The 14,157-nt window shown below is 71.0% G+C and carries 16 protein-coding genes; 7 read left to right on the top strand and 9 right to left on the bottom strand.

Going from position 1 to position 14,157, the window contains the following annotated elements:
• Window positions 1–404 precede the first annotated feature (404 nt).
• Window positions 405–1,649, top strand: a complete 1,245-nt coding sequence (gene xseA / locus PSH03_RS29295) for an exodeoxyribonuclease VII large subunit (protein WP_238691318.1) — start codon at window positions 405–407, stop codon at window positions 1,647–1,649.
• A gap of 45 nt (window positions 1,650–1,694) precedes the next feature.
• Window positions 1,695–1,916: an exodeoxyribonuclease VII small subunit gene (locus PSH03_RS29290; protein ID WP_030328827.1), complete on the top strand. Its 222-nt coding sequence runs from the start codon at window positions 1,695–1,697 to the stop codon at window positions 1,914–1,916.
• 43 nt (window positions 1,917–1,959) lie between these two features.
• On the opposite strand, the gene PSH03_RS29285 is transcribed toward PSH03_RS29290, so the two are convergent.
• Window positions 1,960–2,805 (bottom strand): hypothetical protein, encoded by an 846-nt coding sequence (locus PSH03_RS29285; protein WP_210784408.1) that lies wholly within the window; start codon window positions 2,803–2,805, stop codon window positions 1,960–1,962.
• Window positions 2,806–3,008: 203 nt separating this feature from the next.
• Window positions 3,009–3,656 carry a DUF4245 domain-containing protein gene (locus tag PSH03_RS29280; protein ID WP_210784409.1) on the bottom strand — a complete coding sequence of 216 codons (648 nt, stop codon included), beginning with the start codon at window positions 3,654–3,656 and terminating at the stop codon, window positions 3,009–3,011.
• A gap of 159 nt (window positions 3,657–3,815) precedes the next feature.
• On the opposite strand from PSH03_RS29280, the gene glpX reads away from it, so the two are divergent.
• On the top strand, window positions 3,816–4,847 hold the full coding sequence (glpX, locus tag PSH03_RS29275) for a class II fructose-bisphosphatase (protein WP_238691013.1): 1,032 nt from the start codon (window positions 3,816–3,818) through the stop codon (window positions 4,845–4,847).
• Window positions 4,844–5,830 (top strand): DMT family transporter, encoded by a 987-nt coding sequence (locus tag PSH03_RS29270; RefSeq protein ID WP_238691012.1) that lies wholly within the window; start codon window positions 4,844–4,846, stop codon window positions 5,828–5,830. The genes glpX and PSH03_RS29270 overlap by 4 nt, the downstream gene beginning before the upstream one ends.
• 53 nt (window positions 5,831–5,883) lie before the next feature.
• Here the strand turns inward: PSH03_RS29270 and PSH03_RS29265 are convergent, their stop codons facing one another.
• From PSH03_RS29265 to PSH03_RS29240, 6 genes are all read right to left on the bottom strand, one after another.
• Window positions 5,884–6,852: an NAD(P)/FAD-dependent oxidoreductase gene (locus PSH03_RS29265; RefSeq protein WP_210784469.1), complete on the bottom strand. Its 969-nt coding sequence runs from the start codon at window positions 6,850–6,852 to the stop codon at window positions 5,884–5,886.
• 106 nt (window positions 6,853–6,958) lie between these two features.
• Entirely contained in the window at window positions 6,959–7,612 is a 654-nt protein-coding gene (locus PSH03_RS29260; protein ID WP_210784410.1) for a rhomboid family intramembrane serine protease, read from the bottom strand.
• 106 nt (window positions 7,613–7,718) lie between these two features.
• Window positions 7,719–8,396 (bottom strand): aggregation-promoting factor C-terminal-like domain-containing protein, encoded by a 678-nt coding sequence (locus PSH03_RS29255; RefSeq protein WP_210784411.1) that lies wholly within the window; start codon window positions 8,394–8,396, stop codon window positions 7,719–7,721.
• Window positions 8,397–8,673: 277 nt separating this feature from the next.
• A complete protein-coding gene (gene phoH2, locus PSH03_RS29250) occupies window positions 8,674–10,089 on the bottom strand; it encodes an RNA 5'-3' helicase PhoH2 (protein WP_210784412.1) in 1,416 nt (471 codons plus the stop codon).
• Window positions 10,090–10,503: 414 nt separating this feature from the next.
• A complete protein-coding gene (locus tag PSH03_RS29245; RefSeq protein ID WP_210784413.1) occupies window positions 10,504–10,839 on the bottom strand; it encodes a hypothetical protein in 336 nt (111 codons plus the stop codon).
• A gap of 31 nt (window positions 10,840–10,870) precedes the next feature.
• Window positions 10,871–11,215: a hypothetical protein gene (locus PSH03_RS29240; protein WP_030328857.1), complete on the bottom strand. Its 345-nt coding sequence runs from the start codon at window positions 11,213–11,215 to the stop codon at window positions 10,871–10,873.
• 264 nt (window positions 11,216–11,479) lie between these two features.
• Between PSH03_RS29240 and PSH03_RS29235 the strand changes: the two genes are divergently transcribed.
• The 3 genes from PSH03_RS29235 to otsB all read left to right on the top strand — a co-directional run bounded on the left by PSH03_RS29235 (window position 11,480) and on the right by otsB (window position 13,331).
• A complete protein-coding gene (locus PSH03_RS29235) occupies window positions 11,480–11,923 on the top strand; it encodes an XRE family transcriptional regulator (protein WP_091394342.1) in 444 nt (147 codons plus the stop codon).
• Window positions 11,924–12,085: 162 nt separating this feature from the next.
• The gene (locus tag PSH03_RS29230; protein WP_210784414.1) at window positions 12,086–12,439 is read left to right on the top strand and encodes a hypothetical protein; all 354 of its coding nucleotides are present in this window, start codon (window positions 12,086–12,088) and stop codon (window positions 12,437–12,439) included.
• 67 nt (window positions 12,440–12,506) lie between these two features.
• Window positions 12,507–13,331 (top strand): trehalose-phosphatase, encoded by an 825-nt coding sequence (otsB, locus tag PSH03_RS29225; protein ID WP_210784415.1) that lies wholly within the window; start codon window positions 12,507–12,509, stop codon window positions 13,329–13,331.
• Between the two features lie 42 nt (window positions 13,332–13,373).
• Here otsB and PSH03_RS29220 read toward each other — a convergent pair whose 3' ends face one another.
• On the bottom strand, window positions 13,374–14,144 hold the full coding sequence (locus PSH03_RS29220) for an isoprenyl transferase (RefSeq protein ID WP_091394347.1): 771 nt from the start codon (window positions 14,142–14,144) through the stop codon (window positions 13,374–13,376).
• Between the last annotated feature and the right edge of the window lie 13 nt (window positions 14,145–14,157).

Genomic DNA, 14,157 nt, shown 5'->3' with positions numbered 1-14,157 from the left:
AGAGATCGGTTAGTGGGCGCATGGGCACGGTGAACCCAGGTCCGTCACTCCAGAACGGCCCCGCCCGCGCCGATCTTGCAGTTTTGGTCGCTGATATGCCCGGAATACCCTCTTATGTCGCGACAGTAAACGCAAGATCGCGGACGAGGGGCAGCCCGCCCTCGTCGATCATGGAGTTACGGTGCCTGGTTTGGCTCGATGCGGGCACTTTGCCACCCACCACAACTCCATGATCGACGGACAGCGCGGGGTTGACGAACAGCCACTCCGTCTGACGCAACGGTGTTGCCACCCTCGGCCCCGGGTGATCAAGAGGTTTACGTCAGAAACGCGCCCAGCGCCGACGCAAACCTCTTGATCACCCGGGAGGTCCGTAGGGTGGGCGGGTGAGCGAGGGTGGGCGGGTGGGAAGTGGCGGGGGCGGCGGGGGCGGCGGCGGGGGCAGCGGGGGCAGCAGCGCTGAGGAGCCTTGGCCGGTACGGGTGGTCAGCCAGAAGGTGGGGGCCTGGATCGCCAAGCTGGGCTGGGTGTGGGTGGACGGGCAGGTGGCGCAGATCAGCCGCCGCCCGGGGGCCAGCACGGTCTTCCTCACCCTGCGTGACCCATCGGCCGACCTGAGCCTGACCGTCACCACCAACCGGGACGTCCTGGACTCCGGAGCGCCGGAGCTACGCGAGGGCGCGCGCGTGGTGCTGCACGCCAAGCCGGAGTTCTACGCCGCCCGGGGCACGCTGAGCCTGCGGGCCGACGAGATTCGTCAGGTGGGGCTCGGGGAGCTGCTGGCCCGACTGGAGAAGCTCAAGAAGCTGCTCGCCGCCGAAGGGCTCTTCGACCGCGCCCGCAAGCGTCGACTGCCGTTCCTGCCCGGCCGGATCGGGCTCATCACCGGTCGCGCGTCGGCGGCGGAGCGGGACGTGCTGACAAATGCTCGACGGCGCTGGCCGGCGGTGGAGTTCCGGACGATCAACGTGGCCGTGCAGGGCCCGTCCGCGGTGCCACAGATCGTCGACGCGCTCAAGGTGCTGGACGCCGACCCGAGCATCGACGTGATCATCATCGCGCGGGGCGGCGGCGGTATCGAGGACCTGCTGCCCTTCTCCGACGAGGCGCTGTGCCGCGCGGTGTTCGGCTGTCGTACGCCGGTGGTCAGCGCGATCGGCCACGAGACGGACGCGCCCCTGATCGACTACGTCGCCGACGTCCGTGCCTCCACCCCGACCGACGCGGCGAAGCGGGTCGTTCCCGACCTCACCGAGGAGGTACGCCTCATCGGTCAGGCCCGGCACCGCCTCGAACGGGCGGTACGCAACCTGGTCGACCGGGAGACGCACCGGCTCGACGGGCTGCGTTCACGGCCGGTGCTGGCCCGGCCCCAGGTGATGGTGGAGCATCGGGCGACCGAGCTGACCGCGTTGCGTCAGCGGGCCGGCCGCTGCCTGGAGCACCGGCTCGCGGCCGCCGAGGATGACCTGCGGCACACCCTCGCGCGGCTGCGCGCCCTCTCCCCCGCCGCCACCCTCGACCGGGGGTACGCGATAGTGCAGCGCGCGGACGGCCACGTGGTCCGCGCGGCGGCGGAGGTCGGCAAGGGCGACCCGCTGCGGGTACGACTGGCCGACGGCGAGCTGGCCGCCACCGTCGATGGCTGAGTGGCGACGCGGCGAGGTGGGGAGTGGTGTGCTGAGATGAACGCGATGACTGACGACACGAAGGCCGGGCCGGACGAGCGGCTCAGTTACGAGCAGGCCCGCGCCGAGCTGGCCTCGGTGGTGGAGCGGCTGGAAGCCGGCGGCACGTCCCTGGAGGAGTCGCTGGCGCTCTGGGAGCGCGGCGAGGCGCTGGCGGTGATCTGTCAACGCTGGCTGGACGGTGCGCGGGCGCGGATCGACGCCGCCCGGCAGGAGCCCGCTTCCTGACCGACCGCCGGTGGGGCGGCCGGAGCCGCCCCACCTCGGCACGTCAGTTGAACAGGCTGTACAGCTCGGCCGGCGCCTCGACGACCTGATCCGCCGGCGGCTTCTGCGCGGCCGTGGCGGCTCCGTAGTCGGAGTAGGTCATCTTGATCTCCTGGGCGGCGGTCTGCCCGGCGGCCGGCAACTGGAGCACGAGCTCGCTGAGCCGGCCCTGCGGGTCCACCTTCGCGGTGAACGGGACGGTCTTCGCCTGGGTGCCCAGCGCGGCGATCGTGGCGGCGTTCAACGAGCCCGCCTCGGCGGCCTTCGTGACGTCGATGCTGCCGGCGTACGCGCCGGTGCCGGTGCTGCGGACCTCGGTGATGCCCTGGGTGAGCACCGCGCTACCGGCCGGGTCAACCTTCTCGAAGTCGAAGCCGAGGTTGCGGTTGCCCTTGATCCGGTTCTGGTCCAGGTGCTGGTACTTGCCGAGGTTGAGCTGCTTGATGGCGGGCAGGCTGTCGGCGGTGGGGCCGGTCAGCTCCAGCTTGACCCAGCTGTCCGGCTTGAAGTGGACCACGTCGAGCTTCATCGCCAGGTCGGACGAGGGGCCACCGATCGCGATCTTCATCGCCGCGCTCTGGCTGGGCTGGTGCACCAGCCCCTCCGCCGTCGAGCCGGCGCCGGCCAGGGTGAACCGGAAGTTCCCGTTGCTGATCTCCTTGGTGGAGTCGAGCAGGGCCTGCTTGGCGTCACCCGCCACCGGGGCGCCGGACGCGCTCGCCGTGCCGGACGCGCTCACCGTCGGGGACGGCGTCGATCCGGCGGTGCCGGTTCCGCTGGCGCAGGCGGCCAGTGCGGGCGTGATCAGAGCGGCGGCTACCAGGCCGGCGCCGAGTCGTCGAACAGTCATACGTGTCTCCCAAGGGGGTCACCCGACGACCTGGACGGCGCCGGAAACCGGGCGACGCAGCAGCACCGTCGGCTACGTCGCGCGACCCGGGCCGAGCAGCGCGCCCGGGTCACCCCCTCCTTGTTCCCTGTCGACGGGTCGGACAATCACCCTTCGGGCCTGTTGCCCAGATTCGGCGCCAGTGGGCCACCCACCTGGTCCGGTCAGCGCAGTGAGCCGGCCAGTTCGCGGAGTTCGTTGTCCCGGGCGTCGCCGACGACGATCACCGTGCGGGTCGGCTCCAGCAGGACCAGCGCCTGCTGGTTCCCCCGGGCCGTGTAGAGCTGCCAGGAGCGCCCGGCCAGCTCGGTGGGGCCCTGCGGCTGACCCTGACTGGTCAGCTCGGCCGGGAGCAGACGGTCCGCCGGGACGCTGCTCTGCAGCAGTTGGACGCCCCGCCCCTCCGGCGTGAGGTAGCCGAGTCGCAGGTTCGCACCGCCCTCGACGGTCTGGTAGCGGGCGCTGACCGTCTTCCAGTCGGCGCCGAGCCCCTGCGGCTGACTCACCGGAAAGACGTTCGCCGAACGTGCCTGCTCGATGGCGGGCGCCGGATCGACCGTGGTGGCCTGGTCGCCGCCGAGGAATCCCCGGTAGAACGCCAGCAGCAGCGCGATCGGGACGAGCAGCACCAGCAGCGAGATCGCCATGTCCTTCGGCGACCGCTCGGACTTGCCGGACACCGCCGGCGGCGGTGGGGTCGGGTCGGTCGCGGCGGGCTCACCGCCACGGCCGGCGGGGACGTCGGCCGGCGGCTGGCCGTCGGGCGGCGTGCGGTCGGCGGGTACGCGGTCGGCTGGCTGTGCGGGTTCCACCCCGTTATCTTCGCAGCCGCCCGACCGGCGGTATCCGGGCCATCACCGCCCCGCGCCGACGCCCGGTCGGCCATCGTGTGAGGATCAGCGACAAAGCCGGCAGTGAGGGCCTCCCCGCCGCCGGTCGTCCCCGCACCGTCGCGAGGAGGAGTAGCCGTCATGACGAACACCAGGACGCGGATCCCACAGGATCTCGACCGAAACCTTGCCCTCGACCTGGTCCGGGTCACCGAGGCCGCGGCGATGGCCGCCGGCCGGTGGGTCGGTCGGGGCGACAAGGAGGGCGGCGACGGGGCCGCTGTCGACGCGATGCGCAAGCTGATCAACTCGATCCAGATGCGCGGTGTGGTGGTGATCGGCGAGGGCGAGAAGGACAACGCCCCGATGCTCTTCAACGGCGAACACGTCGGCGACGGCACCGGCCCGGAGGTGGACGTCGCCGTCGACCCGGTGGACGGCACCACCCTGATGAGCAAGGGCATGCCGAACGCGGTGGCGGTGCTCGCCGTCTCCGAGCGTGGTGCGATGTTCGACCCGAGCGCCGTGTTCTACATGGAGAAGCTCGCCGTCGGGCCGGCGTACGCCGACGTGATCGACATCAACGCCGGTGTGGCGGAGAACCTGCGCCGGATCGCCAAGGTCAAGGGCACCGACGTCGCCGAGGTGACCGTCTGCGTGCTCGACCGGAGCCGCCACGACGACCTGGTCGCGCAGATCCGCCGAACCGGGGCGGGGATCCGGTTCATCTCCGACGGCGACATCGCGGGCTCCATCGCGGCGGCCCGGGGCGAGTCGGACGTCGACGTCCTGATGGGCATCGGCGGCACCCCGGAGGGCATCATCTCCGCGTGCGCGCTGAAGTGCATGGGTGGTGCGATGCAGGCCAAGCTGTGGCCGCGCGACGAGCAGGAGCGGGAGAAGGCGATCGCCGCCGGGCACGACCTGGACCGGGTGCTGGGCACCGACGATCTGGTCACCGGCGACAACTGCTTCTTCGTGGCGACGGGGGTCACCTCGGGCGACCTGCTGCGCGGGGTGCGTTACCGGGCGGGCGGCGCGTACACCCAGTCGATCGTCATGCGCTCGAAGAGCGGCACCATCCGGGTGATCGACTCGTACCACCGGCTGGAGAAGCTGGCGCTCTACTCCGCTGTCGACTTCGACGGTCGTCCGCTGGCCGAGCAGGAGTGACAGCCGCCGACACGGCGACCCCGCAGACCCTGTCGGCCGCCCGCCGGATAACCGGTGTCGCGCTGGCGTCGGCCTCCGGGGTCGCGGTGGCGGTGCAGTCGCGCATCAACGGCGAGCTGGGGGTACGCCTCGACGACGGTTTCGCCGCCGCTGTCGTCTCGTTCGGCACCGGCCTGCTGGTGCTGCTGGTGCTGGTGCCCGCCACCCCCGGTGGTCGGCGAGGGCTGGCCGCGACGCGGCGGGCCCTGCGGACCGGCACGCTGCGGCCGTGGCAGTGCCTCGGCGGGATGTGCGGAGCCTTCCTGGTGGCCACCCAGGGCCTCACCATCGGCACGTTGGGCGTGGCGGTCTTCACCGTGGCGGTGGTCGCCGGCCAGACCGGCAGCAGCCTCGCCGTGGACCGGGCCGGGATCGGGCCGACCGGCCGGCAGCCGATCACCCGGCAGCGGCTGGCCGGCGCGGTGCTCACAGTGCTCGCGGTCGGCCTGGCGGTCGGCGACCGTCTTGGCGAACCGGGCGCGCTGGCGCTGGCCCTGCTACCGCTGCTCGCCGGGGTGGGTATCGCCTGGCAGCAGGCCGTCAACGGCCGGGTCCGAGCGGCGGCCGACAGTGCGTTGACCGCCACGCTTGTCAACTTCGCCGTCGGCACTGTCACCCTGCTCGTCACGTTCGCGATCGACATCGCCGTACGCGGCTGGCCCGGCGGCTACCTGCCGACCGAGCCGTGGCTCTACCTGGGCGGTCCGATCGGCATCGTGTTCATCGCGATCGCCGCCGCGATCGTCCGCTTCACCGGTGTGCTGCTGCTCGGCCTGGCCACCATCGCCGGGCAGATCGTGGGCGCCGTCCTGCTGGACCTGATCCTCCCCACAGCGGCCTCGCATCCGGGTGTGAACACTCTGCTCGGGGCGGCGCTGACCATGGTGGCGGTGCTGATCGCCGCGCTGGCGCCACCCGCGCGCCGACGTGAGTCCCGAGTGTGACGGCAGAGATCCGACCTCGTCAGTGACCGCCGCTCCGCCATCGACGACGAATGTCAGCCGGCGTCGGAGGAGTGCCCGGGGAAGAGGTGTGCGCTCGGGTCGATGGCCACTGCCGCGTTGTTGACCGCCGTCGCCGCCTCACCGAAGCCGGTGGCGATCAGCCGGACCTTGCCCGGGTACTCGGTGATGTCACCGGCCGCGAAGACCCGGGGCAGGTTGGTGGCCATCGCGCTGTCGACCAGGATGTGCCGGCGGTCCAGCCGTAGCCCCCACTCGGCGAGCGGGCCCAGGTCGGCGGTGAAGCCGAGGGCGGCCACCACGGTGTGCACCGGCAGCGTCTCGGTCGCGCCGCCGCGCACCGTCACCTCGGCACCGGTCACCGCGCCGTCCCCGAGCAGCCTGGTGACCTCGGCGTTGACCACCACCCGCACCGGCAGGGACAGCACCCGGGCGACCGTCGACGCGTGGGCCCGAAACTTCTCCCGGCGGTGCACCAGAGTCACCGACCGGGCCAGCGGTTGCAGCGCCAGCGCCCAGTCGAACGCGGAGTCGCCGCCACCGACGATCAGCACGTCCCGATCGGTCAGCTCGGTCGGCTCGGTCACGAAGTAGACGATCCCCGAGCCGGGGGCGCCGTCGGCGCACGGCAACGGCCGAGGGCTGAAGCTGCCGAGCCCGCCGGTGACCACTATCGCGCCGCACGCGAGCTGCTCGCCACCGGCCAGGCCGAGCACCGGGCGGCCGTCGGCGTAGGCGAGCTTCTCCGCCCGGGTGCCGAGCAGGTACTCCGGACCGAACGGTGCCGCCTGGGCCACCAGGTTGGCCACCAGGTCGCGGCCCTTGACCGCGGGAAAGCCGGCGACGTCGAGGATCAGCTTCTCCGGGTACATGGCGGTGATCTGACCGCCCGGCTCGGGCAACGCGTCGATCACCGCCACCGACAGCCCTCGGAACCCGGCGTAGTACGCGGCGAAGAGGCCGGCCGGACCGGCCCCGATCACGGCGACATCGACCTCGCGCATGGCGTACCGTCGCTTTCCGCTCACGGATCAACGCGTGCTGATCTCGACCGTAAGCGGGCGGCGACGGCCGGGCAAGCACGTCCCAGAGGCGCGCCGGAGAATCGCCTCAGGGCAGGCTGAGCGTGGAGCCCGAGTAGTCCGGGCCGCCCACGGCGGGTCGTCGGCGGCGGAACAGGATCGCCGCCACCACCCCGCCGAGCAGGCCGAACAGGTGCCCCTGCCAGGAGATCCGCTCGTCGGTGGGGAGGATGCCGACCAATTGCCAGCCGTAGAGCAGACCGACAAGGAGGAAGACCGCGAAGTTCCACCAGCTGCGCTCGACGATGCCCCGGGTGAGCAGGATGCCGAGGTAGCCGAAGATGACACCGCTGGCGCCGACCACCACCGAGTTGGGTGAGCCGGTGAACCACACGCCGAGCCCGCTGACCAGGATGATGACCAGGGTCGACCAGAGGAACCGGCGGGCGCCGGCGGCGAGGACGAAGGTGCCCAGCAGGATCAGCGGGATGCTGTTGCTGTAGAGGTGGTCGAAACCGTGGTGCAGGAACGGGGAGAAGAAGACCCCGTCCAGCCCGTCGATGCGCTGCGGGATGATGCCGGCGGTGGCGTCCAGGCCGAACGCGAGCCCCTGGTCGACGGCCTCGATGAGGAAGAGGAACGGGACCACCGCGCACATGGCGACGAACGCCCGGCCGAGCGCGGCGTAGAACGCCTCGGTGCCGAACTGATAGGGGTCGCCGCTTGACGGGTGCAGGGTCACTCCACAACTGCTATCAGCAAAAGCGGCCGACCGCCACTCACGTCCCGTCCGGAGTACGCGCGAAGGCGGGGCGGTGGAGAGCCACCTGCCCCGCCTTCGACAGCCGTCAGTAGTGGTTGTTGTTCTGGAAGTAGGTCCAGGCACCGCAGGGCGTCTTGTACCTGCCCTTGATGTAGCCCAATCCCCACTTGATCTGCGTGGCGGGGTTGGTCCGCCAGTCGGACGCGACGGAGCCCATCTTGCTGCCCGGCAGAGACTGCGGGATGCCGTACGCACCGGACGAGGAGTTGTTGGCCTTGTGGTTCCAGCCGCTCTCCTTGGTCCAGAGCTTCTCCAGGCAGGGGAACTCGGCGATGCCGAAGCCGGCGGCGATCATCAGGGCGCAGCCGGTCTTGCGGTTGCCGCTGTACTCCGCGCAGGACGCCGGGATGGGCCCGTCGTACGGCTTGGCTGGCGCGTTGGCGGCCGCGCGTTCGCGTTTGCGGGACGCCGCGGCGGCCTCGGCCCGGCGGGCCCGCTCGGCGGCCTCCTTGGCGGCCTGCTTCGCCCGCAGCTTGGCCTGGTACTCGGCGGCCCGCTGCTTGGAGAACTGCACCTGGTGGGCGGCCTGCCGCTCGCGCTGGTACGCGAGGTCGGCCCGGTCGACCTCGAGACTGACCTGCTCGGTCAGACCCTGTTGCTGGGTTTCCCGGTCTTCGCCCAGGTAGAAGCCACCGGCAACGCCCACGGAGAGCAGCGCTACAGCAGCCGTACGGGCGCCCAACCGGCTCCACAGCCGACTCACGAAGTGGTCCCTTCGTCGGGAGCAAGGACGTGGCGCGGCGCAGACCACAGGTGGGCCGTCAGCCGTGCCACGAGCGCCCCGACCGGTTGCCGGCCGCGCCGACGCACCGACCTTCGCCGATGTCGTCCGTCTCGGGACGAACGATCGCCAACGATTCCGGTGGTGCGTGGACGCTCGTGGGACACGATTGCGCACAGTGAGGCTGATGGGAAACCAACCAGGCCGTTTGTGACCTGCGCCACACTAAAAATGCGGACAAAGGCCCACATAATACCCCTCAGATCGGGATGTCCTCCAGCAGGTCGGTGACCATCGCGGCGATCGGAGACCGCTCCGAACGGCTGAGGGTGACGTGCGCGAAGAGCGGATGACCCTTGAGCGCCTCGATGACAGCCGTCACCCCGTCGTGCCGGCCGACCCGCAGATTGTCGCGCTGGGCCACGTCGTGAGTGAGCACCACTCGGGAGCCCTGCCCGATCCGGGACAGCACTGTCAGCAGCACCCCGCGCTCCAGCGACTGGGCCTCGTCCACGATCACGTAGGCGTCGTGCAGGCTGCGCCCGCGGATGTGGGTCAGCGGCAGCACCTCCAGGATGCCCCGCGAGGTGACCTCCTCCAGCACGTTCTCGTGCACCACCGCGCCGAGCGTGTCGAAGACCGCCTGGGCCCACGGCGACATCTTCTCCGACTCCGAGCCCGGCAGGTAGCCCAACTCCTGGCCACCGACGGCGTACAGCGGGCGGAACACGATCACCTTCTTGTGGCGGCGGCGCTCCATCACCGCCTCCAGCCCGGCACAGAGCGCCAGCGCCGACTTGCCGGTGCCGGCCCGGCCACCCAGCGAGACGATCCCGATCGACTCGTCCAACAACAGGTCGAGGGCGATCCGCTGCTCGGCCGAGCGGCCGTGCAGCCCGAACGCCTCCCGGTCGCCCCGGACCAGACGCACCGACTTGTCCGGCAGCACCCGACCGAGCGCGGAACCACGCCCCGAGTGCAGCACCAGACCGGTGTGGCAGGGCAGCCCGGCCGCCTCGTCGAGGTCGAGCGTCTCGCCGGCGTACAGCTGGCCGATCTGCTCCTCGCTCAACTCCATCTCCGACATACCGGTCCAGGTCGGGTCGCTGGCTTGGCCGTGGCGGTACTCGTCGGCACGCAGACCCACCGAGGCCGCCTTGACCCGCAACGGCATGTCCTTGCTGACCAGGGTCACCTCCCGCCCCTCTGCGGCGAGGTTGAGCGCGACGGAGAGGATCCGGGCGTCATTGCTCTCGGTGCGGAACCCGGGCGGCAGGACCCCGTCGTCGGTGTGGTTGAGCTCCACCCGCAGGGTGCCGCCGACATCGTTGGCGGGCACCGGGCGGTCGAGTCGGCCGTGCCGAACCCGCAGGTCGTCGAGCATCCGCAGCGACTGCCGGGCGAACCAGCCCAGCTCCGGATGGTGCCGTTTGCCTTCCAACTCGGTGATGACCACCAGAGGTAGCACCACTTCGTGCTCCGCGAACCGGTGGAACGCCGCCGGATCGGAGAGCAGCACCGACGTGTCCAGGACAAAGGCCTGGCCGGCTGGTCGTGGCTCCTTGGGGTCGGCCGGCGCGGCGGCCGCCGAACGGCGGCTCCTGGTGGCTCGGCGGGGCGTGGCAGTCGCGGCCGGGGTCTGGTCGGCACCGGCGGTGGTACGGCGAGTCGTCACAGGCCTGCTCCGACGGATGGGCACCCGCCACCCGTGTTCCGCCTCCTCCGGTGCCCGGGGACACGGGGTCGGATGCGGAACCCCATGCGCGAGGTCGCAGATCCGGGCGGGCCGGCTGGCGCGGGAGAACCCCGTGCCATGCCTAGACGCTAGCCCCGCCGGACCCTCCCGGCTAGGGGCCGAACGTGGATCTCCCAGGACGCGCTCATGAACAGGGCTCCGTCGACGCCCGCACCAGCCGAAAGGCATTGTCGCGAACGCGGCGGAACCGGCCGGGATGCATGCCCCCTGCGCGCATCCCGGCCGGGTGGGGCCACCGTCACCGGTCTGACGTGACCCCGACGGTGCGTGTCCGCCGCGGACGACGCACCGCGCTCGTGGCGCCGGTCGGCGGGGCAGCCCCGCCGACCGACCTCAACCGGTACGTCGGACGAGCGTGCCGGTCGGGTGCCGCCCGGTGATCGGGGCGGCCGGCGCGCTGAACGACGAGCCGGTGTACGTGGTGCCGGGGCGTTCGACAGCGCCGGCGGAGCGGGCCACGCCCGCGGGCGAGACCGACAGGGCCGAGGCGATCGCCGCCTGGGCGTCCCGACGACGCCGGTTCCAGGCGCCCCGGTCACCGTCGAAGTAGCCCTGCCGGTAACCGAAGCGGTAGCCGATGCGGTAGCTGAGCTGCCCGTGCAGCCGGCCGGCCGCGTAACTGGTGGCACCGAGCACCAGGACGAGGAACACCGCGAGAAACGGGCTCATCGGGCAGCTCCGGCCCAGCCGGGACGCCAGGTCATCGCTCCTCCGGCTCGATCGTGGTGGGGTCGGCGACGAGCAGCCGGTCCAGGTCGTCGGTGCTGACCTCCTCGACCAGTTCGACGCTGATCCGGCAGCCGTCCAGCACGACTTCGGCCACCGAGGACCGGCGGATCTCGCCGCCGGCGTCGTAGACCCGGACGCTCAGCTCCGGGCAGCCGAGATGGGTACGCCAGGCGTTCCACTCGGCACGATCACCGACGCTCAGCGACAGGTAGCGGCAGCCTCGGGCCAGGTAGAGGCGCCAGGGGGCGGTCAGCCCTGCGGCGACCCCCTCGGCGATCAGCCCGAAGGCCTGGGCGCGGGTGGCGAGCTCGGTCACCACGACCCCCTGGCACCGGGGGCGTGACGCATGTGAGCACCAATCGTCTCATGCACGTGACACACCGTAGATTGTCCCATGGGCGTGACAGTATCAGCTTTTCGTACGCTTACGTTTGCCACTACGTTCATCTATTCTGCCCGCGTGACACCCCTCAACAGTGGCACTGACTCGTTTACCGGAAATCCGAACTCCTCGTCACGTCTGCGTGACAGTGGCGAGCCGGGGCGCGCACCCTCGGCCGGCTGGCCGTACCGTCACGGAGTGACCGAGACGGCCAATGCGCGGAAGATCGCCTTCGCCACCTTCGTCCGGCGGGCTCTGGACGAGGCACGGGCGACCCGAGCCTGGAGCGGCACCGAGGTGTCCCGGCGCACCGGCGTCTCCCGGCAGACCATCAACCGCTGGGTCCGGGGCGACTGGGCCAGCGACCCGGAGGCCGAGCGGGTGGTCGCCTTCTGCGAGGGCCTGGGGTTGAACCCGGCCGCCGCGTTCGCCGCACTCGGCTGGGACCGCGCTGCGGCCGGCCCTCGCACCGGCCAGGCCGCCCCTCCGATGGACCCCGACGTGGAGGCGCTGCTGCGCCGTCTGGTCGATCCGCAGGTGTCGGACGCGGAGAAGTTCCACATCCGGGAAACCATCAGATACCTCGCATACCGCCCAACGTTGCCGGTCGATGTCCGAAAAAGGGGCAATCAGGCAGGCTAGTTCCTCAGATAGCGAAAGAACGCCTGGTCAGGTTCATTCGTTTGCCTCCGGGGCTGGAACGGGCACGCTAGCGTCCCTATTCGTACTGCTTGGGCTCGTCATCGGCGGGGGGACGGGACAAGGCCGAACCCAGCCCTGCGGGACAGAAGGAGGGGTCTGTCCATGACCCTGAAGTGGTTGGCAGTCGTGGTCGCAACGGTGTCGGTGACACTGTGGGCGACCGGCAACACGGTGACCCTCGCGGTCGACGGCGGGCAGCTGCCGCTGCTCGTCAACCTCTTTGCGCTCATCACCGCCGGCACCGCGGTCGTCCTGGCCGTCGTCGCCGAGCTGCACGAGCGTCTGAACAACCGAATCAGCGCGCTCACCGAGTTCCTGGTGGCACGGCTCAACGAGATCGACAACCACACCGGCGATCGCAACACCGGGTTCGTGGAGGGCTACCTGTTGAGCCACGGCCAGGAGGCGGCGGTGGTGCCGTTCGGCCGGCGCGGACGAGGAGCCGCCGAACGCTGATCGCGTACCGCTCAATGGGTCCGCTCGGCCAGGAATGAGCCTGGATCGCCGGGGTACGCTGACGCGCGTGCCGCCGTTGAATCTGGGCAATCAGCAGCCGAGAACCCCGTTGAACGCCGACCAGGCCTGGCGGATAACCGCCAGCCGGGCGGCCGGGACCGTGCTCTTCTTCGACTTCGACGGCACGCTCGCGCCCGTCGACGACGATCCGACCGCGGTACGCCCGGCGCCCAAGGCGTTGGCAGCGATCGAGGCGCTCGCCCCGGTCGTGCAGCGGGTCGCGATCGTGTCCGCCCGACCCGTCGAGTTCCTTCGGGATCAGCTCGGCGGGCTCGTCGGTGTGGACCTCTACGGCCTCTACGGCCTGGAGCACAGCCACTCCGGCGGCGAGACGGTCACCGAACCTGCCGCGCTGCCCTGGGTGCCGACAATGGCGGAGCTGGCCGACCTGGCTCGGGCAGAACTGCCACCCGGCACGCTTGTGGAGTACAAGCGGCTCTCGGTCGCGCTGCACTGGCGTACCGCCCCGCGACTCGGCGCGACGGTGCAGCAGTGGGGGCAGGCGCAGGCCGACCGTCTGGGGTTGCGCTCGCAGGCCGGGCGGATGGTGCTGGAGCTCAAGCCACCTGTCGACCGGGACAAGGGCATGGTGATCGGCGAGGCGATCAAGGGTGCCACCGGCGCCTGGTACTTCGGCGACGACGTCTCCGACATCAAGGCCTTCGCCGCGCTGCGCGCTCGCGCCGCCGCCGACCCGGACTTCCTCGGTGTCTGCGTGGCGGTGGCCAACCCGGAGACCGGGCACGAGGTGGCCAACGCCGCCGACCTGACCATCGAGTCGCCGGCCGCCCTGGGCGACTTCCTCACCCGGGCGCTGACCCACCTGCCCTGAACTGACCTGACTCCGGCGGCGACCGACGGCGTCGCCGCCGGCTCAGGCGCCGTAGCGGCGTTGTCTGGTGGCGTACGAGCGCAGGGCCCGCAGAAAGTCGATGTGCCGGAAATCCGGCCAGTTGAGCTCGCAGAAGTAGAACTCCGAGTGCGCGGACTGCCAGAGCATGAAACCGGACAGCCGCTGCTCGCCGCTGGTGCGGATGACCAGGTCCGGGTCGGGCTGGCCCCGGGTGTAGAGGTGCTCGGCGATGTGCTCGACGTCCAGCACCTCGGCCAACTCCTCGATCGTGCCTCCGGTGGCGGCGTGCTCCAGCAGCAGCGAACGGACCGCGTCGGTGATCTCCCGGCGGCCGCCGTAGCCCACCGCGATGTTGACCTCCGCACCGCCGGTGCGCTCGCGGGTGCGCTCCTCGGCGCCCTTGAGCGCCGCCGCCGTCTGCGCCGGCAGCAGGTCGAGCGCCCCGACGATGCGCAGTCGCCAGGGGTTGCCCTCCTCGGAGAGCTCCACCACCAGGTCCTCAATGATCTTGAGGAGCGGGTCCAGCTCGGCGGCCGGACGGCGCAGGTTGTCGGTGGCCAGCAGGTAGAGGGTCACGTGCCCGACGCCGGCCTGGTCACACCAGCCGAGGACATGCTTGATCTTCGCCGCGCCGACCCGGTGCCCGTCGTTCGGGTCGACGAAGCCCATCTCCCTCGCCCATCGGCGGTTGCCGTCGCACATCACCCCGACGTGCCGGGGCACCGGCTTACCCGCGAGCTTCGCCGTGAGCCGGCGCTCGTACACGGAGTAGATAAGGTTCCGCAGCGTCATCACCTAGCAGCGT

Origin of the sequence: Micromonospora salmantinae (genome assembly GCF_022230905.1) — a bacterium.
GTDB classification, from domain to species: Bacteria; Actinomycetota; Actinomycetes; order Mycobacteriales; family Micromonosporaceae; genus Micromonospora; species Micromonospora salmantinae.
The sequence above is the reverse complement of the archived record's forward strand: the minus strand, read 5'-3'. Positions and strand labels throughout refer to the sequence as shown.

Excerpts from the sequence above, each read along its gene's own strand:
- PSH03_RS29290 (WP_030328827.1), top strand. The coding sequence starts at position 1,695 with ATGACTGACGACACGAAGGCCGGGCCGGACGAGCGGCTCAGTTACGAG.
- PSH03_RS29285 (WP_210784408.1), bottom strand. The coding sequence starts at position 2,805 with ATGACTGTTCGACGACTCGGCGCCGGCCTGGTAGCCGCCGCTCTGATC.
- glpX (WP_238691013.1), top strand. The coding sequence starts at position 3,816 with ATGACGAACACCAGGACGCGGATCCCACAGGATCTCGACCGAAACCTT.
- PSH03_RS29265 (WP_210784469.1), bottom strand. The coding sequence starts at position 6,852 with ATGCGCGAGGTCGATGTCGCCGTGATCGGGGCCGGTCCGGCCGGCCTC.
- PSH03_RS29245 (WP_210784413.1), bottom strand. The coding sequence starts at position 10,839 with ATGAGCCCGTTTCTCGCGGTGTTCCTCGTCCTGGTGCTCGGTGCCACC.
- PSH03_RS29230 (WP_210784414.1), top strand. The coding sequence starts at position 12,086 with ATGACCCTGAAGTGGTTGGCAGTCGTGGTCGCAACGGTGTCGGTGACA.
- PSH03_RS29220 (WP_091394347.1), bottom strand. The coding sequence starts at position 14,144 with ATGACGCTGCGGAACCTTATCTACTCCGTGTACGAGCGCCGGCTCACG.